Source organism: Microbacterium sp. 22195, from assembly GCF_052056515.1.
Lineage (GTDB): Bacteria > Actinomycetota > Actinomycetes > Actinomycetales > Microbacteriaceae > Microbacterium.
On record NZ_JBQEPE010000001.1, the window covers coordinates 1,105,213 to 1,125,738 of the forward strand.

Consider the following 20,526-nt stretch of genomic DNA (forward strand, 5'->3'; position numbering starts at 1 on the left):
CTGCGTGTCACGCTCAGTGGCCGGGGTATGCGCGCTCCGGCGAGCCGACGTACAGCTGCTGCGGACGGCCGATCTTGGTCTGCGGGTCGAGGTTCAGCTCGCGCCACTGCGCCAGCCAGCCGGGCAGGCGGCCGATCGCGAACAGCACCGTGAACATCCGGGTCGGGAAGCCCATGGCCTTGTAGATCACGCCGGTGTAGAAGTCGACGTTCGGATACAGGCGGCGCTCCTTGAAGTAGTCGTCCGCGAGGGCGATCTCCTCGAGCTCCTTGGCCAGGTCGAGGAGCGGGTCGGTCACGCCGAGCTCGGCGAGCACCTCGTCGGCCGCCTCCTTGACGAGCTTGGCGCGCGGGTCGTAGTTCTTGTAGACCCGGTGGCCGAAGCCCATCAGCTTGACGCCCTCCTCCTTGTTCTTCACCCGCTCGACGAAGCGCTGCACGCTCTGACCGGACTCGCGGATCTGACCGAGCATGGTGAGGACGGCCTCGTTGGCGCCGCCGTGCAGCGGCCCTGAGAGCGCCTGGATGCCGGCGGAGATGGACGCGAACTGGTTCGCCCCGGTCGAGCCGACCAGGCGCACGGTGGAGGTGGAGGCGTTCTGCTCGTGGTCCTCGTGCAGGATCAGCAGCAGCTCGAGCGCCTTCGACATGACCGGGTTGACCTCGTACTCCTCGGAGAGCACGCCGAAGTTGAGCTTGAGGAAGTTGTCGACGAAGCTCAGCGAGTTGTCCGGGTAGAGGAACGCCTGGCCGACGCTCTTCTTGTGCGCGTACGCGGCGATGACCGGCAGCTTGGCGAGCATGCGCACCATGTTCAGCTCGACGTGCTCGGGATCGTGCGGGTCGGTCTGGCCCTCGTAGTAGGTCGACAGCGCGGCGACCGCGGAGGAGAGCACCGACATCGGGTGCGCGGTGTGCGGCAGCGCGGAGAAGAAGCGCTTGAGATCCTCGTGCAGCAGCGTGTGACGGCGGATCTTCTCGTCGAAGTCCGCGAGCTCGTCCGCGGTGGGCAGTTCGCCGTAGATGAGCAGCCAGGCCACCTCGAGGTAGCTCGTGCGTCCGGCCAGCTGCTCGATCGGGTAACCGCGGTAGCGCAGGATGCCCTGGTCTCCGTCGATGAAGGTGATCGCGGACTTGGTGGAGGCCGTGTTCACGAATCCGTAGTCCAGACCGGTGTATCCCGTCTGGCGCGTCAGCGTGGAGAAGTCGATGCTCCCCGCCCCGCTGACAGATGGCAGCAGAGGGAACTCCGCGGTCGTGTCACCGATCGAGAGAGTCGCCTTGTCCGGCTGAGCTGCGCTCACGCCAACCTCCTGCTGCGTCTGTGTCGTCGTGGACGATGTGTGGCGCAGAGCGCCTGCCGGGTGAACGGCCGCATCGCGTTTACAGCCTAGCCGCGCCTCCGGCCTACTGTGACATCCACCAAGATATGAGCGGTTTCACACCGGAATCCGACAAACGGGCTCACCGGGCGGATGCTGAGAGCCGCTGTGCGGCCTGCGCGACGCGATCGAGCGGCGCGGTCAGCGAGATGCGGACGTGGTCGGCGGAGTGGTCGCCGTAGAAGTGCCCTGGCCCCGCGAGGATGCCGAGATCGGCCAGGCGGCCCATCGACTCCCAGGCGTCGCGCCCCTCCGTGACCCACAGGTACAGCCCCGCCTCGGAGCCGTCGATGCGGAAGCCCGCCGCCGTGAGGGCGGGCACGAGCAGCTCGCGCCGCTGCCGGTAGAGCTCCTTCTGCGCGGCGACGTGCTCGTCGTCGCGCAGCGCCACAGCCATGGCGTGCTGCACCGGCGCAGGCGGCATGAGCCCGAGGTGCTTGCGCGCGGTCAGCAGATCGCCGACGATGCGCGCGCATCCCGCCACGAGGGCCGCGCGGTAGCCGGCGAGGTTGGACTGCTTGCTCAGCGAGTAGACGCTGAGCAGACCGGAGCGGGTCCCCCCGGTGACGCGTGGGTCCAGCACGGAGGGGATCGGCTCGGATGCCCAGGGGCCGTCCCAGCCGAGCTCGGCGTAGCACTCGTCACTGGCGAGCACGGCGCCCAGCTCGCGGGCGCGGCGCACGGCTGCGGCGAGCTCGTCGATGCCCCAGGTCCGTCCGTCCGGATTCCCCGGCGTGTTGATCCAGATCAGCTTCGCGCCCTCGGGCCACTCCGCGGGATCGTCGACGGCGACCGGGGTCGCGCCCGCGGTGATCGCGCCGACCGCGTAGGTCGGGTAGGCGACCCGCGGATGCACCACGATGTCGCCCTCGCCGAGTCCGAGCAGCAGGGGCAGCAGCGCCACGAGCTCCTTCGAGCCGATCGTGGGGATCACGTTCCCGACGGCGAGGTCCGGCACACCGCGGCGGCGCGCGTACCAGTCGACGATGGCCTCGCGAAGCGCCGGTGTGCCGACGGTCTGCGGGTACGCGTGCGCGTCGGTGGCCTCGGCGAGCGCGGCGCGGACCACCTCGGGGGTCGGGTCGACGGGCGAGCCGATGGAGAGGTCGACGATGCCGTCAGGGTGCGCCGCAGCGCGCTCCCGATAGGGCTCGACCGCGTCCCAGGGATAGTTCGCGAGGTCGCGGACGCCCACTCACTCCCCCTGCGGGGGCAGCGCGGAGACCACGGCGTGGTCGTAGGGCAGCACGCCGACCTTGGCAGCACCGCCCGGGGAGCCCAGCTCGTCGAAGAACTCGACGTTGGCCTTGTAGTAGTCGGCCCATTCCCCGGGAAGGTCGTCCTCGTAGAAGATCGCCTCGACCGGGCACACCGGCTCGCAGGCGCCGCAGTCCACGCACTCGTCGGGGTGGATGTACAGCATCCGCTCACCCTCGTAGATGCAGTCCACGGGACACTCATCGACGCAGGCGCGGTCCTTGACGTCGACGCAGGGAAGGGCGATCACATACGTCACGTGACCAGTCTACGACGCGCGCGAGTGCCGATCGCCCGCCGCCCCGGCGGATGCCGACAGCCGGCGCACCTTGGAGAGGTCCGGCCACATGACCACGAGCACGACGATCCCCGCCGCGACGTACATCCAGATGTTGCCGAGCGGCGTGTTCGGCACGACCACGGATCCGCCCGGGCCGCGCTGCGAGATCAGCAGGATCAGCGCCATCATGCCGAAGCCCGCCGCCAGCGCCGCCCAGCGGTCGCCGGTCAGGGTGCGCAGGGCGATCAGCAGTGCCGCGCACGCGATCGCGCCGAGGATCATCCCCACCGGCACCGGTCCGAGCGTGTAGCTGTGCGCGATCGTGGCCGCCACGCCGTACACGCCGCCGATGAGGAGGGCGGCCAGCCAGGACAGACCACGGGAGATCACAGAGCGCACTCCCTCAGATTACCGGCGGATGCTGTGGGTGCGCCGCCGCGATCAGACCGCCCAGCCGACGAGTCTGAGCAGCGCTGCGACCGCCGCCGCCGCGACCACCACGACGAGGAACGACTGCCGCATCCACAGCAGCCCTGCGGCCACCAGCACCGCCGGGACCCGGGCATCCACCACGATCGCCTGGCCGGCTCCGAGCGACTGCACCGCCACGAGCGCCCCCAGCAGCGCGACGGTGAGCAGATCGGAGATCCGCGCGGGCCGCGGTGCCTCCAGCAGCCGCGCAGGGATGAGATAGCCGACGGCCTTCAGACCGACGCAGATGCAGGCGGCGAGCAGCACCGCGTTCCACAGGGTCATGACGCCGCCTCCTTCACCGACGCGGCATCGCCGTCCCGCCCGAGCCAGTTGAACCAGCCGACGACGATCGCGACCACGGCCGCGACGAGCACCGGCATGCCCGGCATGAGCACCGGCGTGAGCGCGGCGGCGACGACCGCCGCGGCGACGCCGACGGCGATGGCCTGGCGCTGCTTCAGCCGCGGCCAGAGCAGGGCGAGGAAGGCCGCGGCCGCAGCGGCATCCAGCCCCCACGACTTCGGATCGCCGAGCACGTCGCCGAGCAGGGCGCCGGCCAGCGTCGTGAGGTTCCAGCCGATGAACACGCCCAGCCCGGTGATCCAGAACCCCAGCCGCCCCAGCGCCGGGGACTCCTGCGAGATCGCGACCGCGGTCGACTCGTCGATGGTCACCTGCGCTGCGGCGGTGCGGCGCCAGAATCCGTCGCCGATGAGGGACGACATCCGCATGCCGTAGGCGACGTTGCGCACCCCCAGCAGTGCTGCGGATGCGATGGCCGACGGCAGCGCCGCGAGCCCGCCGGCGCCCAGCACTCCGATGAACGCGAACTGCGAGCCGCCCGTGAACATCACCAGGCTCAGCACGCACGTCTGCCAGACGTCGAGGCCGGATGCCACCGCGAGAGCGCCGAAGGAGATGCCGTAGGCGCTGGTCGCAATGGCCACGCCGAGGCCTTCGCGCCACACCTCCCGGGCGGCACGGGTGGCGACATCCGCCTCTGTTCGATTCGCCGAACGCATGACCAACATTCTGAACGAGCGCTCGATGTCCGTCAAGTCGAACGATCGTTTGCGATACTGAACACATGGAACTGCGCGAACGCATCGCCCACGCCCTGCGACGCGAACGGGAGGCGGCCGGCATCTCGGTCTCGGAGCTGGCCCGCCGCGCGAGCGTGTCCAAGGCGACCGTGTCCCAGCTGGAGAGCGGCGCGGGCAACCCCAGCGTCGAGACGCTCTGGGCCCTCGGCGACGCCCTCGGCATCCCCTTCTCCACCCTGGTCGACGAGAGCACCACCGCACCACGGCTGATCCGCGTCGGCGACCACCCCGGTGTGCCGTCGGCCGCCGCCCCCTATCTCGCGACGCTCCTGTCCGCAGCGGCGCCGGGCGCACGCCGCGACATCTACCTGATCCAGGCCGAGCCGGGCGAACCCCGCCGCTCGCTCCCCCACCACCGGGGCACCACCGAGCACGTCGTGCTGGTCTCGGGCGAAGCCCTGCTCGGTCCCGCCGATGCACCGGAGCTGCTGCACCCCGGCGACTACCTCTCTTATCCGGGCGACGCTCCGCACATCTTCGAGGCGCGCGCCGCCGGGACGACAGCGGTCCTGATCACCGAACTCCGGTGATCAGGACCGCGCAGGTCTCGGGCCTTCGACTCAGTACCAGTTCACTGCCTGGGAGTGCGACCACGCCGAGCAGGGCGAGCCGTAGGCCCGCTTGATGTAGTCCAGGCCCCAGGAGATCTGCGTCGCGGCGTTGGTGCGCCAGTCCGCACCCGCGGTGGCCATCTTGCTTCCGGGCAGCGCCTGCGGGATGCCGGTCGCGCCGCTGGGGTTGTAGGCCTTGTAGTTCCAGCCGGACTCCTTGTTCCACAGGCTCGACAGGCAGGAGAACTGACCAGCGCCCCAGCCGTACTTGCTGGCGGCCATGGCGCGAGCGGTGGCCCGTGCGCCGTCCGGGGTGTTCGCGGCGGCCAGGGCCGCGGCGGCGACGCGCTGCTGCTCGGCGGCCTGCTCGGCGGCGATGCGCGCGGCTTCGGCGGCCTTCGCCGCGTCATCCGCGGCCTTGGCATCCTTGGCTGCGGTCAGCGACTCCTGCAGCGCGGCGGTGTCCCGCTGCACGAGCACGGTGCTCCGGATGACGTCGTCGGTCATGTCGGCGAGCTGCTCGGAGCTCGGCTGCTCCGCGGCCGACAGCAGCTTCACGTCGTGCGTCAGGTCGGCGATCGCGACATCCTTCAGCGTGGTGCCGGGCAGCACGTCCGCCGACTCGGCGACGTGGTTCAGTGCGACGGCGTTGTTCAGGGCGATCCGGCCGTCGCTCTCGGCCTGGGAGGCCTTGTGGACATCTGCCTGCGAGGGGGCGGCGAGAGCGGGAGCTGCGAGGATGCCGGTGGCCGCCGCGGCGGCGAGGACGGCGCCGACGGCGACGCCGACCAGCGGCTTGCGCATCGCGGAGCGGGCGGACACGGCGGCATGCACCCGGCGGGACGCACGGGTGTGGAGGGTATGAGGCATTCGGGTTTCGACTTTCGGGTCGTCGTCGGCCCGGAACCCGCGGAGGGCTTGCTCATCGGGAGCGGTTTCCCGGGCACCGAACGAGTCTGCGCCCCCGTTCTGGACGGAACATGCCACGGACCTGGACATTCCGTGCCTGGTTCGTGGGAATCCCGGCTTCACACTCCCAAGAAGATGTGTTATGCGTTCGTTACTTCCGGTGGACGGCCCGCCGTGGAAAAGCGAAGGCCCCGGTCGGAACCGGGGCCTTCGGGTGGATCGGAACGCGCGTCAGGCGTTGGCGTCCTGGCGCTTCAGGCGCGACGCCTCGCGACCGCGGACGGTCTGGTCCAGGATCACCTTGCGGATGCGGACGGCATCCGGAGTGACCTCGACGCACTCGTCCTCACGGGCGAACTCGAGCGACTCCTCCAGCGACAGGATGCGCGGCGGGGTCATCGACTCGAACGTGTCGGCCGTGGAGGAGCGCATGTTGGTGAGCTTCTTCTCCTTGGTGATGTTCACGTCCATGTCGTCGGCGCGCGAGTTCTCGCCCACGACCATGCCCTCGTAGACCTCCTCGGTGGGACGCACGAAGAACGACATGCGCTCCTGCAGGGCGATCATGGCGAACGGGGTCGCCACGCCGGCGCGGTCCGCGACGATCGAGCCGTTCTGACGGGCCACGATGGAGCCGGCCCACTCGTCGTAGCCGTGCGAGATCGCGTTCGCGATGCCGGTGCCGCGGGTGATCGAGAGGAACTCGGTGCGGAAGCCGATCAGACCGCGCGAGGGCACGATGAACTCCATGCGGATCCAGCCGGTGCCGTGGTTGATCATGTTGTCCATGCGGCCGCGGCGGTTGGCCATCAGCTGGGTCACGGCGCCGAGGTGCTCCTCGGGGACGTCGACCGTGAGGTGCTCGTAGGGCTCGTGCACCTTGCCGTCGATCTTGCGGGTGACGACCTGCGGCTTGCCGACCGTGAGCTCGAAGCCCTCGCGGCGCATGTTCTCGACCAGGATGGCGAGCTGCAGCTCGCCGCGGCCCTGCACCTCCCAAGCATCCGGACGGCCGATGTCGTTCACCCGGATCGAGACGTTGCCGATCAGCTCGCGGTCCAGGCGATCCTTCACCATGCGGGCGGTGAGCTTGTGGCCCTTGACCTTGCCGACCAGCGGCGAGGTGTTGGTGCCGATCGTCATCGAGATCGACGGCTCGTCGACCGTGATCTGCGGCAGCGGGCGCACGTCCTCGGGGTCGGCGATGGTCTCGCCGATCATGATGTCGGCGAATCCGGCGATCACGGCGATGTCGCCGGGACCGGCGGACTCGGCCGGGTAGCGCTCCAGCGCCTTGGTCATCAGCAACTCGGTGATGCGGGCGTTCTGGGTGGTGCCGTCCTGACGCACCCAGGCGACCGTCTGGCCCTTCTTCAGCGTGCCGTTGAAGACGCGCAGCAGCGCGAGGCGGCCGAGGAAGGACGAGGAGTCGAGGTTCGTGACCCACGCCTGCAGCGGGGCCTCGTCGTCGTAGGACGGCGCGGGCACGTGCTCGAGGATCGCCTCGAAGAGCGGCTCCAGGTCGTCGTTGTCGGGCAGGTCGCCGTTGGCGGGACGGGTGCGGGATGCCGCACCGGCACGGCCGGAGGCGTACACGACCGGAACGTCCAGCAGGGCGTCGACGTCGAGGTCGGGCACGTCGTCGACCAGGTCGGATGCCAGGCCCAGCAGCAGGTCCTGCGCCTCGGCCTCGACCTCGGCGATGCGCGCGTCGGCACGGTCGGTCTTGTTGACCAGCAGGATGACGGGGAGCTTGGCCTCGAGCGCCTTGCGCAGCACGAAGCGGGTCTGCGGCAGCGGGCCCTCGGAGGCGTCCACCAGCAGCACGACGCCGTCGACCATGGACAGCGCGCGCTCGACCTCGCCACCGAAATCGGCGTGGCCGGGGGTGTCGACGACGTTGATCGTCACCGGGGTCTCGGAGTGCTTGCCCTTGTACGTGATCGCCGTGTTCTTGGCGAGGATCGTGATGCCCTTCTCACGCTCCAGGTCGTTGGAGTCCATCGCGCGCTCTTCGACGTGGGCGTGCTCGCCGAACGAGCCGGTCTGGCGGAGCATGGCGTCGACGAGGGTGGTCTTGCCGTGGTCGACGTGTGCGACGATCGCGACGTTTCGGAGGTCAGAGCGGAGGGCGTGCGCCATTCAAGGAGTCCTAAGCGGAGTTGGGATTTGTGCGCCGGGATGCCGACGTTCCAGGATAGCGCACGCCATCAGCGCCTTCCTGAGGGCCCGGTCAGGCTAGCGGGTGAACACCTGACGACGTCGGTCGGGCCACTCGACCTCGACGCGGATGCCGTCGAACCGCGCCCAGGGGTGATCGAGCACGTCGCGCGCGCGCAGCTCGGCGGCATCCATCCGCGCGACCCAGTGCGCCCGCCCGCCGGACGGCTCGTAGCGGAAGCCGCCGTCGGCCGTGAGCAGGTTCTTGCTCTCGTGGAAGTCGTCCCAGGAGAGCAGCCAGCGTCCGTCGTACATGCCGTTGTACACCCGCACGGTCGCACGTCGCACGGCCGGCGCGCCGAGGGCGGGAGCGACCGACGCCCAGTCCGTGCGACGCACGGCGGGCAGCAGCGACGCGCTCTCCCAGAGCGGCGACGGATCGTCCTCGCGACCCGTCACGACGTCGAGCCAGCGGCGGGGCCTGCTCACCCCGACGTAGAGCAGTCGTCGCTCCGCCGTGAGGATCGAGGCGAAGGAGTCGCCGAACACGCGCCCGAGCTGCCAGGTCGGATGCACGTGCGGAAACGCCCATCCGGCCACGCCCACCAGGATCACGGCATCCGCCTCCCGGCCCTTGTAGGAGTGGATGGTGCCGACGTCGCAGCGCGCGACGGCATCCGGCGGCACGACCCGCGCAAGACCCGCGACGGCGCGCTCGGCGACCTCGCGCGTTCGCGCCAGCACGGCCACCGTGCGCCCGTGTCCGAGGTGCTCCTTGACCAGCCTCAGCACGGCGGAGGTCGAAGGACGGCCGAGCCGCTCCTCCTCCGGCGTCGGCTCGAAGTCGTCCATCCCGAACTGCCTGATGCGCCCGGTGAGTTCCGCCACCGCCCTGGCCGGCCTGCCGCGCCCGGCCATGATGCTGTTGCCGACGTCGACGATGTCGGCGCTGGAGCGCTGGTTCCCCAGCATCCGCAGGCGCATCGCGCCCGGGAAGCGGGCGGTGAACTCGGCGAAGTACTCGGTGGACGAGCCGGCGAACTCGTTGATGGCCTGCCAGTCGTCGCCGACGGCCATGACCCTCGCCCGCGGCGCCTGGCCGAGCACGGCCTGGATCAGTGCGTCGAAGCGCGGCGTGAAGTCCTGGAACTCGTCGATGACGATGTGCGTGATCGCGCGGACGTCGCCGCTGCGGCCACCGCCGGAGAAGTCGGTGAATCCCTCCCCGACCCGCGCCGCCGCCCGCCAGACGATCCCGGGGAAGTCCTCCTCGTGCGCCTCGGCGAGCGCCTGCGCGTAGAGATCCAGCATCCGGGCGCCGAGCTCGATCGCGCCTCGACGGGACTCGTCCCCGTCGCGCTGCCGCCACTCCCGCAGCAGGTCCGCGCCGCTCCACATGCGCTGCCGCGCCCGCATCACGATCTGCGTGATCGCCCGCAGCAGCCTCTCGCCGATCGATCCCCGGATCGCCTCCCAGAGACGGTCGTCGTCCATCTCGGCGGTCGGGACGCCCGCCGAGCGGAGATCGCGGCGTAGGCGCTCCTCGAACCCGCTCGCCGCCGTGGTGCGCTCGTCGTAGCGCAGGTCTGCGGAGAACGGACGGCGCGGGTCGGTGATGGCGATCCGCAGCTGTGACCCGCCGTCCGCGTCGAGCAGCTCGAAGACGGAGCTGCTGCGGTGGAATCGGAAGTCCCGTCCATCGCTGCCGAGCCCACTGCGCAGCAGCGCGTCGGCGATGCTCTGCGCGGCCCGGGTGGGGAGCGCGTCGCCGCGCAGGCTCCAGTACCGGGTGCCCGTCTCGCCGTCGGCGTCCGCCCGCACGAACGACAGCACCAGCTCCCGCATCTCGTCCTGCGACGCGGGGTCGTGCCACAGGGATCGCACGATCTCCTCGACGCGCCGATCCGCGTCCTCGGCGAGCACACGCTCCGCCGGACGGACCAGGCGGTAGGCGAGCGCGTCCAGCGTCATGATGTGCGGCTGAGCGGCCGCCGGCAGCCACTCCTCCGCGCGGCGCCGGAGATCCGCGGCTGCGGAGCTGTTGAACGCGAGCATGAGGATCTCGTCGGGCCGCACGCCGCGCCGCTCGATCAGGTGGGCGGCGCGGGCGATCATGGTCGTGGTCTTCCCGCTCCCGGCGCGGGCCTCGACGAGCGCATGCCCGTGGGTCGTGCCGATCACGGCCGCCTGTTCGGGAGTGGGCCGGAATTCGGGATGCTCCTTGCGGGCCCACTCGAGAACGGCGTCCATGGCCGGCGCCTCCGGCGGCGGTGCGGACTTCGCGCGCGGCGGCGGTGCGGACGTCGCGCCCGACGTCGATCTCCGCACGCCGGCGAGCAGGCTGCTGTCGCGGAACGTGCGCGCCTTGGCGATCGTCGCAGCGGAGTCCTTCGCGACGCGGGCGACGTTCTCGGGCAGCGCCCGCCACTGCCGCTCGGTCATGGCGGCGTGCAGGTCGGTCAGCAGCTCGCGCTCGACGTCCGAGCGCGCGGCGGCGACGTGATCGGCGATCACGGAGGGCAGGAACCACGTCCGGTACCACGCGGACTTCTCGTCGTAGTCCCGCCATGTCGCGAGCAGGGCGCGAAGCACCACCACCGACCTCGGCGCGGGAGCGGGTGCTGTGCCGCCGCTCGCGGCACGTCGTGTCGTGCTCGTCATTCCTCGGTCAAGCCTACTGACGCACTGGGTAGCATCTGGCTATGCCCGCTGCCCGGATCCTGCCGTCCGTCGAACCCGGCCCCGGCCGCACGCGACTGTGGTGGGAGATCGGCATCGTGCTCGCGCTCGGCCTCGGGCAGTCGGCGATCTACTCGATCGTGCAGCTCGCGTACCGACTCACCGACAGCACTCCCCTGGCCGATCAGACGACCACGCTGAACCCGTCGCGCAGCGACAGGGAGGCCTTCGACCTCATATACCAGCTGCTCTCGATCGGGTTCGCGATCGTGCCGGCCCTGCTGGTCTGCTTCCTGCTCTGGCGTTCCCAGCGCCCGCACCTGCAGGCGCTGGGCCTGGACGGCCGGCGCTACGGGCGTGACACCGGCTGGGGCGCTCTGCTCGTGCTGGCCATCGGCATCCCCGGTATCGGCCTGTACCTGCTCGGACGCGCCCTGGGGCTGTTCGTCGCCGTCGACCCGGGTGGGCTCGCCGCGCACTGGTGGACGGTGCCGATCCTGCTGCTCTCGGCCGCTCGCGCCTCGATCCAGGAGGAGTTCGTGGTGCTCGGCTACCTGTTCGCCCGGCTGCGGCAGCTGGGCTGGGGAACCTGGCCGATCATCGTCGCCACCAGCGCGCTGCGCGCCAGCTACCACCTGTACCAGGGGCCGGGCGCGTTCATCGGCAACTTCGCGATGGGGATGCTGTTCGGCTGGCTCTTCGCCCGCACCGGGCGCCTCATGCCGTTCCTGGTCGCCCACTTCCTCATCGACGCCGCGGCGTTCGTCGGCTATCCGTGGGCGGCCGCCATGTGGCCGGGCCTCTTCGGGCTGCCCGGCTAGCGCCGTCGCGGTCAGCGGGTGACGACGATCGAGACCACGGCCCACACCGCGATCACCAGCAGGGCGGCGAGAGCGGGCCAGTCCCAGCTGCGGCGGATCGGAGCATCGGCATCCTTCCGCGCCGCTTTCCAGCGCGTGCGGATGTCGGCGAGCTCCCGCACGCCGGACGGGGGCTTCACGCCCTCCACGTCCCGCTCGCGGGCGGTCTGCCGACGCGGACGGGAGCGTGCGGGACCGCCCATCGCGGTGGCCTTCGACCCGTCGTCGAGCGAGAACTCCAGCTGCCAGCGGAAGTCGACATCCTTCACGTGCGCCCAGCCGAAGCTGATCCGGCGCAGCAGGTTCTGCATCCGCACGCCGCGCTCGTCCAGACGCAGCAGTGAGGCCGCGGACGCCGCGTAGACCACCCACAGCGCCAGCAGCACCCAGGGAGCGAGCAGCATCATCTGCCCGAACCCGGCGCGCACGGCCGCGTCGATGAGCAGGTACGCGACCACGAGCGTCGAGATCGCGAGGAAGACGAGTCCCGTCCACGCACGGTAGGTGCGCGGACGGGACTCGTTCGTCTCCTTGTCAGGAGAGCTCACAGGCCGCCTCCGCCGAGCTGGATGGAGGCTCCCGGGATGGCTTCGAGCAGACGCTGCGTGTACTCCTGCTGCGGGTTCGCGAAGATCTCGTCGACGCTGCCCTTCTCGACCAGCTTGCCCTTCTCCATCACGGCCACCAGGTCGCTGGAGACACGCACCACCGCGAGGTCGTGCGTGATGAACAGATAGGTCAGCTGCAGTTCGCTCTGCAGCTCGGCGAGCAGCTTCAGGATCTGAGCCTGCACCAGCACGTCGAGAGCCGAGACGGCCTCGTCGAGAACGACCACGTCGGGCTTGAGCGCCAGGGCGCGCGCGATCGCCACGCGCTGACGCTGACCGCCGGACAGCTCGTTCGGGTAGCGGGACACGACCTCGCTCGGCAGCGCGACCTGCTCCAGCAGCTCGAGCACGCGCTCGCGCCGCGAGGACTGATCGCCCACGCCGTGCACGACCATCGGCTCGGCGATGGTGTTGCCGATGTTGCGCAACGGATCCATCGACCCGTACGGGTCCTGGAACACCGGCTGCATCCGGCGGCGCAGCGCGAACGCCTGCGCGTTCGACAGGTGCGACACGTCCTCGCCCGCGACCTCGATGGTGCCGGAGGTGACGGACTCGAGCTTGAGCACCATCCGCGCGACCGTGGTCTTGCCCGAACCCGACTCGCCCACGAGCGCCAGCGTCTTGCCCCGGGGGATGTCGAAGCTGACGTCGTCGACCGCGCGGAACAGCTCGCTGCGGAAACCGCCCTGACGGATCTTGAAGTCCTTCGTCAGCCCCGCCACGCGCACCATGGTGGGTGCGTCGGCGAGCGACTCCTCGGTCTGGATGCCGTGCTCGGTCACCTCGGCCTGGATCCGCTGCGAGGCGATGCTCGGAGCGGCCGCGACCAGGCGCTTGGTGTACGGATGCCGCGGGTCCTCCAGGATCTCGCGGCTGGGGCCCGCCTCGACGATCTCGCCCTGGTTCATCACGATGATCCGGGAGGCGCGCTCGGCGGCCAGTCCCAGATCGTGCGTGATGAGCAGCACCGAGGTGCCGCGGTCGCGCGTGAGGCTCGCCATGTGGTCGAGGATCACGCGCTGCACGGTCACGTCCAGCGCGGAGGTGGGCTCGTCGGCGATGAGCAGACGCGGATCGGCCGCGAGGCCGATGCCGATCAGCGCACGCTGGCGCATGCCTCCCGAGAACTGATGCGGGAACTGGTGCAGGCGCCTCTCGGCATCCGCCAGACCCGCCTGCTGCAGCACCTCGATCGCGCGGCGCTTGACCTCGGCCCTGCCCTGGGCGATGCCGTTGGCGCGGATCGCCTCCTTGACCTGGAAGCCGATGCTCCACACCGGGTTGAGGTTCGACATCGGGTCCTGCGGGACGAAGCCGATGTCCCGCCCGCGCAGGTGCTCCATCTCACGGCGGCCGAGCTTGGTCAGCTCGCGTCCGTCCATGACGATGGACCCGCCCGTCACCTTGCCGGTGCCGGGGAGCAGATTGACGATGGCCGCCGCGGTGGTGGACTTGCCGGAACCCGACTCCCCCACGATCGCCACGGTCTCGCCGGGGAAGATGTCGAAGCTCACGCCGTGCAGCACCTCGCGCACGCCGTGCTGGCCGCGGAAGGCGACCTTCAGGTCGCGGATGCTGACCAGCGGCTCCTGATCGATCGAAGCGTTCATCGGGTGGCCCTCGCCTTCGGATCCATGGCGTCTCGGAGGAGCTCGCCCAGCACGACGAAGGACAGCACGGCCGTCGTCAGTGCGATCGACGGGTAGATCAGTGACATCGGGGCGACCCGCAGCGTCGATTGAGCACGACTGATGTCGGCGCCCCAGGACATCGTCTCCGTCCCGAGGCCGACACCGAGGAACGCCAGGGTGGACTCCGCCACGATGCCGCCCGCGAGCGCGAGCGTGCCGAGCACGATCAGCGGCGCGATGGCGTTGGGCACGACGTGAGCCATCAGGGTGCTGAACTTCGAGCGCCCGACGGCCTTGGACGCCGTGATGAACTCCGCCTGCCGCACACGCATCACCTCGGCGCGGACCACGCGAGCGGTGGCCGCCCACGCGAACCCTCCGATCGCGAGCGACAGCGTGAACACGTTGCGGTACTTCTCGAACACCGTCATCACGACCACGGCGGCCAGGATGTAGGGGATCGAGAAGAACATGTCACCGATGCGCGAGAGCAGCGAGTCGACCCAGCCGCCGTAGTAGCCGGAGATCGTGCCCATGATCCATCCGATGCCGGAGCCGATGATGGTGGACAGCAGACCCACGCTCAGCGAGGTGCTCGCGCCGTGCACGATGCGGGAGAACACGTCGCAGCCCTGGAACGTGAAGCCCAGCAGGTGCCCTTCGGTCGGCCCCTTGTTGGAGTTCTCCAGGTGACACAGGTTGTCCGGTGGCACCTGCGTGAACAGGGTCGGCCACGCCGCCATCAGCAGCAGCAGCGCCACGAATGCGAGCGAGATCCAGAACAACGGGCGACGTCGCAGGTCGTACCAGGCATCGCGCCACAGGTTGGAAGGCTTGCCGCTGACGCGCACGGCGTCGGTGGGCAGCTGCTCCGTGGTGACGGGGGCGACATAGCGCCGGGACAGCGGGTCAGACATAGCGGATCCTCGGATCGAGCAGCCCGTACAGCAGGTCGACGAGCAGGTTCACCAGCACGTACAGCACGACGAAGATCGTGACGAACGAGACGATGGTCGGGCCCTCATGCTGCAGGATGGCGCGGAACAGGGTGTTTCCGACGCCGGGGATGTTGAAGATGAACTCGGTGACGGTCGCGCCGACCAGCAGCACGCCGAAGTTGGTCGCGGAGTTCGTGATCACGGGGATCAGCGAGTTGCGGATCACGTGCACGGGAAGGACGCGATACTGCGGGAGGCCCTTGCTGTAGGCGGTGCGCACCCAGTCCTGGTTCATGGTCTCGATGACGGAGCCGCGCATGAGCCGCATGCTGGTGGCGTACAGGCTGAGGCCCAGCACGATGGCTGGCAGCCACATGTCGCCCCAGCCGTTCTGCCCGCCGACCGTCGGCCGGAACCAGCCCAGCTGGATCGCCAGGAAGTACTGCGCGAGGAAGCACATCACGAAGATGGGCATCGACAGGAAGACCAGCGCGATGATCAGCGCGACGTTGTCGGAGACCTTCCCCTTGCGCAGTGCCGAGAACGTGCCGACGATGATCGACAGCAGGAACTCGATGCCGATCGACAGCACCGCCAGGCGGCCGGTCACCGGCAGAGTGCGGGCCAGCACGTCGTTGACGGACTGGCCGGAGAAGGTGGTGCCCATGTCACCGCGGACGAGCCCCGACATGTAGTAGTAGTACTGCACGATGAAGGGCTGATCCAGGTGGTACTGGGCGCGGATCGCGTCCAGCAGCTGCTGGCTGGGCTGCTTGTCGCCGAACAGCGCGGCGATCGGGTCGCCCGGCATGGCGAACACCAGGGCGTAGATCAGCAGCGTGGATCCCAGGAAGACGGGGATCAGCTGCAGGATACGGCGGACGATGTAAGAGAACATCCACTCTCGATTCGTGCGGACGATGCACTCCGTGGGCACGCCGTGAGGCGACGACGTTCACGTCGCCGCCTCACGGTCAGCCCTGCGGAGCCTTACTTCGTCTTGTCCTTGGTGATGTCTTCGAACAGCGGCACGGAGTTCCATCCGAACTTCACGTTGTGCACGCTCTCACCGAAACCACCGATGGAGTTCTGGTACCACAGCGGGATCGCCGGGAGGTCCTTCACGAGGATCTCCTGCACCTGGGTGTACTTCTTCACCGAGTCCGCCGGGGTGTCGGCGGATGCGCCCTCCGCGAGGAGCTTGTCGACCTCGGCGTTGGTGTAGTCGCCGTCGTTGGACGAGGCGCCCGTCGAGTAGAGCGGGAACAGGAAGTTGTACACACCCGGGTAGTCGGCCTGCCAGCCCGAACGGGCCGCGGTCTTGAAGGTGCGCTTGCCGTTGGCGTCCTTGGCGTTGATCGCCGCGCGCAGCGTGGCGAAGTCGACGTACGAGGCGCCGGCCGCGTCGATGCCGAGCGTGTTCTTCAGCGAGTTGGCGACGGCCTCGACCCAGGCCTGGTGCGGGCCGTTGGCGTTGTACGCGATCTCGAACTTGCCCGACCACGGCGAGATCTTGTCGGCCTCGGCCCACAGCTTCTTCGCCTCCTTCGGGTCGTACTTCAGCGCGTCGCCGCCCTTGAGGCTCTTCTGGTAGCCGTCGAGTGCGGGCGAGGTGAAGTCGGTCGCGGGGACGCGGGTGTCGTTGAAGATCGTCTTGGTGATCGACTCGCGGTCGATGGCCATCGACATCGCCGCACGACGCAGCTTGCCCTCGTCGCCGGAGAAGTGCTCGATCCACTCGCCGATCGTGAACGACTGGAAGATCGCGGCGGGCTGGTTGACCGCGCGGTCGCCGAGGTCGCTCTGGAACGTTGCGATCGAGGCATCCGGGATGCTGTCGATGACGTCGAGGTTGCCACCCAGTAGGTCGGCGTACGCCGCGTCGTACGAGGTGTAGAACTTCAGGGTCAGACCGCCGTTGGCGAGCTTGCGCACGCCCTTGTAGTCGGTGTTCTTGACCAGGTCGATCTGCACGTCGTGCTGCCAGGCGCCGTCGCCGGCCAGCTTGTAGGGGCCGTTGCCGATCGGGTTCTCGCCGAACTTCGCCATGTCGGTGAACGCGACGTCGGGAAGCGGGTAGAACGCGGAGTAGCCCAGGCGGGTCGCGAAGTCGGCGGCCACCGGGCTGGTCAGCTTGATGGTGAACTCGGTGTCGCTGACCTTCTTCAGGCCGGTGAGCTCGGAGTCCGCTTCGGCGTTGAAGCCCTCGATGTCGGCGAACCACGACTGGTTCAGCTGCTTGTTGGAGAACAGTGCTCCGTAGTTCCAGGCCTTGATGAAGTTGTCGGCCTTGACGTCGCTGCCGTCGGTGAACTTCATGCCCTTCTTCAGGGTCACGGTCAGCTCGTCGGGTGCGGTGACCTCGATCTTGTCCGCCATGTCGTTGACGAGCTTGCCGCTGCCGTCGTAGTAGGCCAGACCCGCGAAGATCGAGTCGAGGATCTTGCCTCCGCCGACCTCGTTGGTGTTGGTCGGGATCAGCGGGTTCTCGGGCTCGGAACCGCTTGCCGTGATGATGGCCTTGGGATCGGTGTTGCCGTTCCCCGTGTCGGCGCTCGGCTTCGGGTTGGAGCCGGACGACGAGCAGCCTGCGAGCACGGTGACGCCCGCGACCAGAACTGCCGCACTGGCGAGTGCGATCTTGTTGCGCTTCACTTTGTGTCCTCCTATGGACTTCAGAGCGTGACGCCATCCTCAGCTGCGAGGGCGGCGCATGAACCGATCCTAAGACGCACTCCCCCGAAGGACCCGCTCCGTGAGGCAAGCGTTATGACGTCTTAACCGAATCACCCCGCCGCCGGAACCGGCGACGGGGTGATCACGAGGGAGCGCTCTCAGGCGAACGCCTCGATCGGCGGGCAGGCGCACACCAGGTTGCGGTCTCCGTACGCCTGATCGATGCGGCGCACCGGCGGCCAGTACTTCGTCGCGACCAGCGCGTGCACGGGGTATGCGGCCTCTTCGCGCGTGTACGCGTGAGTCCACTCCCCCGCGATGAGCGACGCGGCTGTGTGCGGTGCGTTCACCAGCGGGTTGTCGTCCGCCGGCCAGCGCCCGGCGGCCACGGCATCCGCCTCGGCCTTGATCATGATCATCGCCTCGATGAACCGCTCCAGCTCGCCCAGGTCCTCCGACTCCGTCGGCTCGACCATGAGCGTGCCCGCGACGGGGAACGACATGGTCGGCGCGTGGAAGCCGAAGTCGATGAGACGCTTGGCGACGTCGTCGACGCTGATTCCGGTGGCCTCCTTGAGCGGACGCAGGTCCAGAATGCACTCGTGGGCGACGCGGCCGTTCTCACCGGTGTAGAGCACCGGGTAGTGATCGGCCAGGCGTGCGGCGATGTAGTTCGCCGACAGCACGGCTGCGGCCGTGGCGTTGCGCAGGCCGTCCGCGCCCATCATGCGCACGTACGCCCAGGAGATGGGCAGCACACCCGCCGAGCCGTACGGCGCGCCGGAGACGGGACCGCCCTCGAACACGTATCCGCCCGCGTGCACGTCCTTCTGCGCCTGCGGGTGGCCGGGCAGGTGCGGCGCGAGGTGCGCCTTGGCCGCCACCGGGCCGATGCCAGGTCCGCCGCCGCCGTGCGGGATGGCGAACGTCTTGTGCAGGTTCAGGTGCGAGACGTCGCCGCCCAGGTCGCCGAAGCGGGCGTATCCGAGCAGCGCGTTGAGGTTGGCGCCGTCGACGTACACCTGGCCACCGGCCTCGTGCACGGCGGAGGTGATCTCGACGACCTGCTCCTCATACACGCCGTGCGTGGACGGGTAGGTGATCATCAGTGCGGCGAGGCTCTCGGCGTGCTGCTCGATCTTGGCGCGCAGGTCGCCCAGGTCGACGTTGCCGAGCTCGTCGGTCGCCACGACGACGACCTTCATGCCCGCGAGGACGGCGGATGCCGCGTTCGTGCCGTGCGCCGACGACGGGATGAGGCACACGGTGCGGTGCTCGTCGCCGTTGGCGTGGTGGTAGCCGCGGATCGCGAGCAGGCCGGCGAGCTCGCCCTGGGAGCCGGCGTTCGGCTGCAAGGAGACGGCGTCGTAGCCGGTCACCTCGGCGAGCCACGCCTCGAGCTGGTCGATCATGGCGAGCGAGCCCTCGACGTCGTCCGCCGGGGCGAACGGGTGCAGCTGGGCGAACTCGGGCCAGGTGATGGCCGCCATCTCGGTGGCCGCGTTGAGCTTCATCGTGCACGAGCCCAGCGGGATCATGCCGCGGTCGAGCGCGTAGTCGCGGTCGGCGAGCTGCTTGAGGTAGCGCATCATGGCCGTCTCGGAGCGGTGCGCGCGGAACACCGGGTGCGTGAGGTACTCGTCCTCGCGCAGCAGCGCGCCGGGAAGGGCGTTCAGACCGTCGGCGAAGCCGAAGACCCGCTCCTCCTTGCCGCCGAACAGCACCGCGACCCGGTGAAGGTCGGTGACGGTGGTGGTCTCGTCGACCGCGATGCCGACGGTGTCGGCATCCACCACGCGCAGCAGGATGCCTGCCTGATGCGCCTTCTCGACCAGCGCGGCCGCGCCGCCCGCCACCCGCACGTTCAGGGTGTCGAAGAACGCGTCGTGCACGACCTCGGCACCGGCCTCGACGAGCCAATCGCGCAGCAGAGCGGCCTTCTGTGCGACGTCGCTCGCGATCGCCTTCAGCCCGTCGGGGCCGTGGTAGACCGCGTACATCGAGGCCATCACGGCCAGCAGCACCTGAGCGGTGCAGATGTTCGAGGTGGCCTTCTCACGGCGGATGTGCTGCTCGCGGGTCTGCAGAGCGAGACGATAGGCCGGGTAGCCCACGGCATCCTGAGAGACGCCGACGAGGCGACCGGGCAGCTGACGCTCGAGGCCCGCGCGCACGGCCATGTAGCCGGCGTGCGGTCCGCCGAAGCCCATCGGCACGCCGAAGCGCTGCGTGGTGCCCACGGCGACATCGGCGCCGAGCGAACCAGGCGAGCGCAGCAGCGTGAGGCCGAGCAGATCAGCCGCGACCACGGCGATACCGCCCGCAAGGTGCGCGGCGTCGATCACGGCGACCGGGTCCCAGACGCGCCCGGAGGCACCCGGGTACTGCACGAACACGCCGAACAGCTCGGCGGGCAGCTCCTCGCCCGCGGCGAGGTCGCGCTCGACCAGCTGGATGCCGACGGCGGCCGCGCGGGTCGCCAGCAGCGCCTTGGTCTGCGGAAGGGCGTCGGCGTCGACGACGAACACGTCCGTCTTCGCCTTCGAGGCGCGCCGCGCCAGCAGCATCCCCTCGGCGACCGCGGTCGACTCGTCGAGCATCGACGCGTTGGCCGTCGAGAGCCCGGTGAGGTCGGACACCATGGTCTGGAAGTTGATCAGAGCCTCCAGGCGGCCCTGCGAGATCTCCGGCTGATACGGCGTGTACGCGGTGTACCAGGACGGGTTCTCGAGCACGTTGCGCTGGATCACCGAGGGCGTGAAGGTGCCGTAGTAGCCGAGGCCGATCATGGCCCGGTTCACGGTGTTGCGGTTCGCGAGCGAGCGCAGCTCCGCGAGCGCCTCGGCCTCGCTGGCGGCGCCCGGGATGACCGAGTCGCCCGCCGTGGTGAAGATCGACGCGGGCACAGCCTGGCGCATCAGCGCCTCGACCGGGCTCCAGTCGGCCAGCTCGGAGGTGACCCCGAGCGCATCGAGCATCTGCCGCTGCGCATCGGAGGTCGTCCCGATATGACGGT

General features: G+C 69.5%; 17 protein-coding genes. 2 read left to right on the forward strand and 15 right to left on the reverse strand.

Going from position 1 to position 20,526, the window contains the following annotated elements; all coding sequences use genetic code 11:
- Nucleotides 1-13: 13 nt before the first annotated feature.
- The 6 genes from ACTJJ4_RS05405 to ACTJJ4_RS05430 form a co-directional block, all read right to left on the reverse strand.
- On the reverse strand, nucleotides 14-1,303 hold the full coding sequence (locus ACTJJ4_RS05405; protein ID WP_440942339.1) for a citrate synthase: 1,290 nt from the start codon (nucleotides 1,301-1,303) through the stop codon (nucleotides 14-16).
- Between the two features lie 160 nt (nucleotides 1,304-1,463).
- A complete protein-coding gene (dapC, locus tag ACTJJ4_RS05410) occupies nucleotides 1,464-2,576 on the reverse strand; it encodes a succinyldiaminopimelate transaminase (protein ID WP_440942340.1) in 1,113 nt (370 codons plus the stop codon).
- On the reverse strand, nucleotides 2,577-2,897 hold the full coding sequence (fdxA, locus tag ACTJJ4_RS05415) for a ferredoxin (RefSeq protein WP_285633905.1): 321 nt from the start codon (nucleotides 2,895-2,897) through the stop codon (nucleotides 2,577-2,579).
- A gap of 9 nt (nucleotides 2,898-2,906) precedes the next feature.
- Nucleotides 2,907-3,317, reverse strand: coding sequence for a histidinol dehydrogenase (locus tag ACTJJ4_RS05420; RefSeq protein WP_292701637.1), 411 nt, complete (start codon nucleotides 3,315-3,317; stop codon nucleotides 2,907-2,909).
- 42 nt (nucleotides 3,318-3,359) lie between these two features.
- Nucleotides 3,360-3,674, reverse strand: coding sequence for an AzlD domain-containing protein (locus ACTJJ4_RS05425; protein WP_292701634.1), 315 nt, complete (start codon nucleotides 3,672-3,674; stop codon nucleotides 3,360-3,362).
- Nucleotides 3,671-4,414: an AzlC family ABC transporter permease gene (locus ACTJJ4_RS05430; RefSeq protein WP_440942341.1), complete on the reverse strand. Its 744-nt coding sequence runs from the start codon at nucleotides 4,412-4,414 to the stop codon at nucleotides 3,671-3,673. Before ACTJJ4_RS05430 ends, ACTJJ4_RS05425 begins: the two co-directional genes overlap by 4 nt.
- A 65-nt stretch (nucleotides 4,415-4,479) precedes the next feature.
- Here ACTJJ4_RS05430 and ACTJJ4_RS05435 point away from each other — a divergent pair, with 65 nt between their 5' ends.
- Nucleotides 4,480-5,025 carry a helix-turn-helix domain-containing protein gene (locus ACTJJ4_RS05435; RefSeq protein ID WP_440942342.1) on the forward strand — a complete coding sequence of 182 codons (546 nt, stop codon included), beginning with the start codon at nucleotides 4,480-4,482 and terminating at the stop codon, nucleotides 5,023-5,025.
- A gap of 30 nt (nucleotides 5,026-5,055) precedes the next feature.
- Here ACTJJ4_RS05435 and ACTJJ4_RS05440 read toward each other — a convergent pair whose 3' ends face one another.
- The 3 genes from ACTJJ4_RS05440 to ACTJJ4_RS05450 form a co-directional block, all read right to left on the reverse strand.
- The gene (locus tag ACTJJ4_RS05440; RefSeq protein ID WP_440942343.1) at nucleotides 5,056-5,868 is read right to left on the reverse strand and encodes a phospholipase; all 813 of its coding nucleotides are present in this window, start codon (nucleotides 5,866-5,868) and stop codon (nucleotides 5,056-5,058) included.
- Between the two features lie 318 nt (nucleotides 5,869-6,186).
- On the reverse strand, nucleotides 6,187-8,097 hold the full coding sequence (gene typA / locus ACTJJ4_RS05445; RefSeq protein WP_285633918.1) for a translational GTPase TypA: 1,911 nt from the start codon (nucleotides 8,095-8,097) through the stop codon (nucleotides 6,187-6,189).
- A gap of 96 nt (nucleotides 8,098-8,193) precedes the next feature.
- Nucleotides 8,194-10,776, reverse strand: coding sequence for a UvrD-helicase domain-containing protein (locus ACTJJ4_RS05450; protein WP_440942344.1), 2,583 nt, complete (start codon nucleotides 10,774-10,776; stop codon nucleotides 8,194-8,196).
- 41 nt (nucleotides 10,777-10,817) lie between these two features.
- Here ACTJJ4_RS05450 and ACTJJ4_RS05455 point away from each other — a divergent pair, with 41 nt between their 5' ends.
- Nucleotides 10,818-11,615 carry a CPBP family intramembrane glutamic endopeptidase gene (locus ACTJJ4_RS05455; RefSeq protein WP_440942345.1) on the forward strand — a complete coding sequence of 266 codons (798 nt, stop codon included), beginning with the start codon at nucleotides 10,818-10,820 and terminating at the stop codon, nucleotides 11,613-11,615.
- Between the two features lie 11 nt (nucleotides 11,616-11,626).
- On the opposite strand, the gene ACTJJ4_RS05460 is transcribed toward ACTJJ4_RS05455, so the two are convergent.
- From ACTJJ4_RS05460 to gcvP, 6 genes are all read right to left on the reverse strand, one after another.
- Entirely contained in the window at nucleotides 11,627-12,202 is a 576-nt protein-coding gene (locus ACTJJ4_RS05460) for a PH domain-containing protein (protein WP_440942346.1), read from the reverse strand.
- Nucleotides 12,199-13,875 carry a dipeptide ABC transporter ATP-binding protein gene (locus ACTJJ4_RS05465; RefSeq protein WP_440942347.1) on the reverse strand — a complete coding sequence of 559 codons (1,677 nt, stop codon included), beginning with the start codon at nucleotides 13,873-13,875 and terminating at the stop codon, nucleotides 12,199-12,201. The genes ACTJJ4_RS05460 and ACTJJ4_RS05465 overlap by 4 nt, the downstream gene beginning before the upstream one ends.
- A complete protein-coding gene (locus tag ACTJJ4_RS05470) occupies nucleotides 13,872-14,813 on the reverse strand; it encodes an ABC transporter permease (RefSeq protein ID WP_285633929.1) in 942 nt (313 codons plus the stop codon). The genes ACTJJ4_RS05465 and ACTJJ4_RS05470 overlap by 4 nt, the downstream gene beginning before the upstream one ends.
- The gene (locus ACTJJ4_RS05475) at nucleotides 14,806-15,732 is read right to left on the reverse strand and encodes an ABC transporter permease (protein WP_285633932.1); all 927 of its coding nucleotides are present in this window, start codon (nucleotides 15,730-15,732) and stop codon (nucleotides 14,806-14,808) included. Before ACTJJ4_RS05475 ends, ACTJJ4_RS05470 begins: the two co-directional genes overlap by 8 nt.
- 92 nt (nucleotides 15,733-15,824) lie before the next feature.
- The gene (locus ACTJJ4_RS05480; protein ID WP_440942348.1) at nucleotides 15,825-17,489 is read right to left on the reverse strand and encodes a peptide ABC transporter substrate-binding protein; all 1,665 of its coding nucleotides are present in this window, start codon (nucleotides 17,487-17,489) and stop codon (nucleotides 15,825-15,827) included.
- Between the two features lie 179 nt (nucleotides 17,490-17,668).
- A complete protein-coding gene (gene gcvP, locus ACTJJ4_RS05485; protein ID WP_440942349.1) occupies nucleotides 17,669-20,488 on the reverse strand; it encodes an aminomethyl-transferring glycine dehydrogenase in 2,820 nt (939 codons plus the stop codon).
- Nucleotides 20,489-20,526 lie beyond the last annotated feature (38 nt).

What these genes read in the sequence shown, in the direction of transcription:
- ACTJJ4_RS05425 (WP_292701634.1), bottom strand. Translation starts at nt 3,674, where the DNA reads ATGACCCTGTGGAACGCGGTGCTGCTCGCCGCCTGCATCTGCGTCGGT.
- ACTJJ4_RS05430 (WP_440942341.1), bottom strand. Translation starts at nt 4,414, where the DNA reads ATGCGTTCGGCGAATCGAACAGAGGCGGATGTCGCCACCCGTGCCGCC.
- ACTJJ4_RS05435 (WP_440942342.1), top strand. Translation starts at nt 4,480, where the DNA reads ATGGAACTGCGCGAACGCATCGCCCACGCCCTGCGACGCGAACGGGAG.
- typA (WP_285633918.1), bottom strand. Translation starts at nt 8,097, where the DNA reads ATGGCGCACGCCCTCCGCTCTGACCTCCGAAACGTCGCGATCGTCGCA.
- ACTJJ4_RS05450 (WP_440942344.1), bottom strand. Translation starts at nt 10,776, where the DNA reads ATGACGAGCACGACACGACGTGCCGCGAGCGGCGGCACAGCACCCGCT.
- ACTJJ4_RS05455 (WP_440942345.1), top strand. Translation starts at nt 10,818, where the DNA reads ATGCCCGCTGCCCGGATCCTGCCGTCCGTCGAACCCGGCCCCGGCCGC.
- ACTJJ4_RS05465 (WP_440942347.1), bottom strand. Translation starts at nt 13,875, where the DNA reads ATGAACGCTTCGATCGATCAGGAGCCGCTGGTCAGCATCCGCGACCTG.
- ACTJJ4_RS05470 (WP_285633929.1), bottom strand. Translation starts at nt 14,813, where the DNA reads ATGTCTGACCCGCTGTCCCGGCGCTATGTCGCCCCCGTCACCACGGAG.
- ACTJJ4_RS05475 (WP_285633932.1), bottom strand. Translation starts at nt 15,732, where the DNA reads ATGTTCTCTTACATCGTCCGCCGTATCCTGCAGCTGATCCCCGTCTTC.
- gcvP (WP_440942349.1), bottom strand. Translation starts at nt 20,488, where the DNA reads ATGCTCGATGCGCTCGGGGTCACCTCCGAGCTGGCCGACTGGAGCCCG.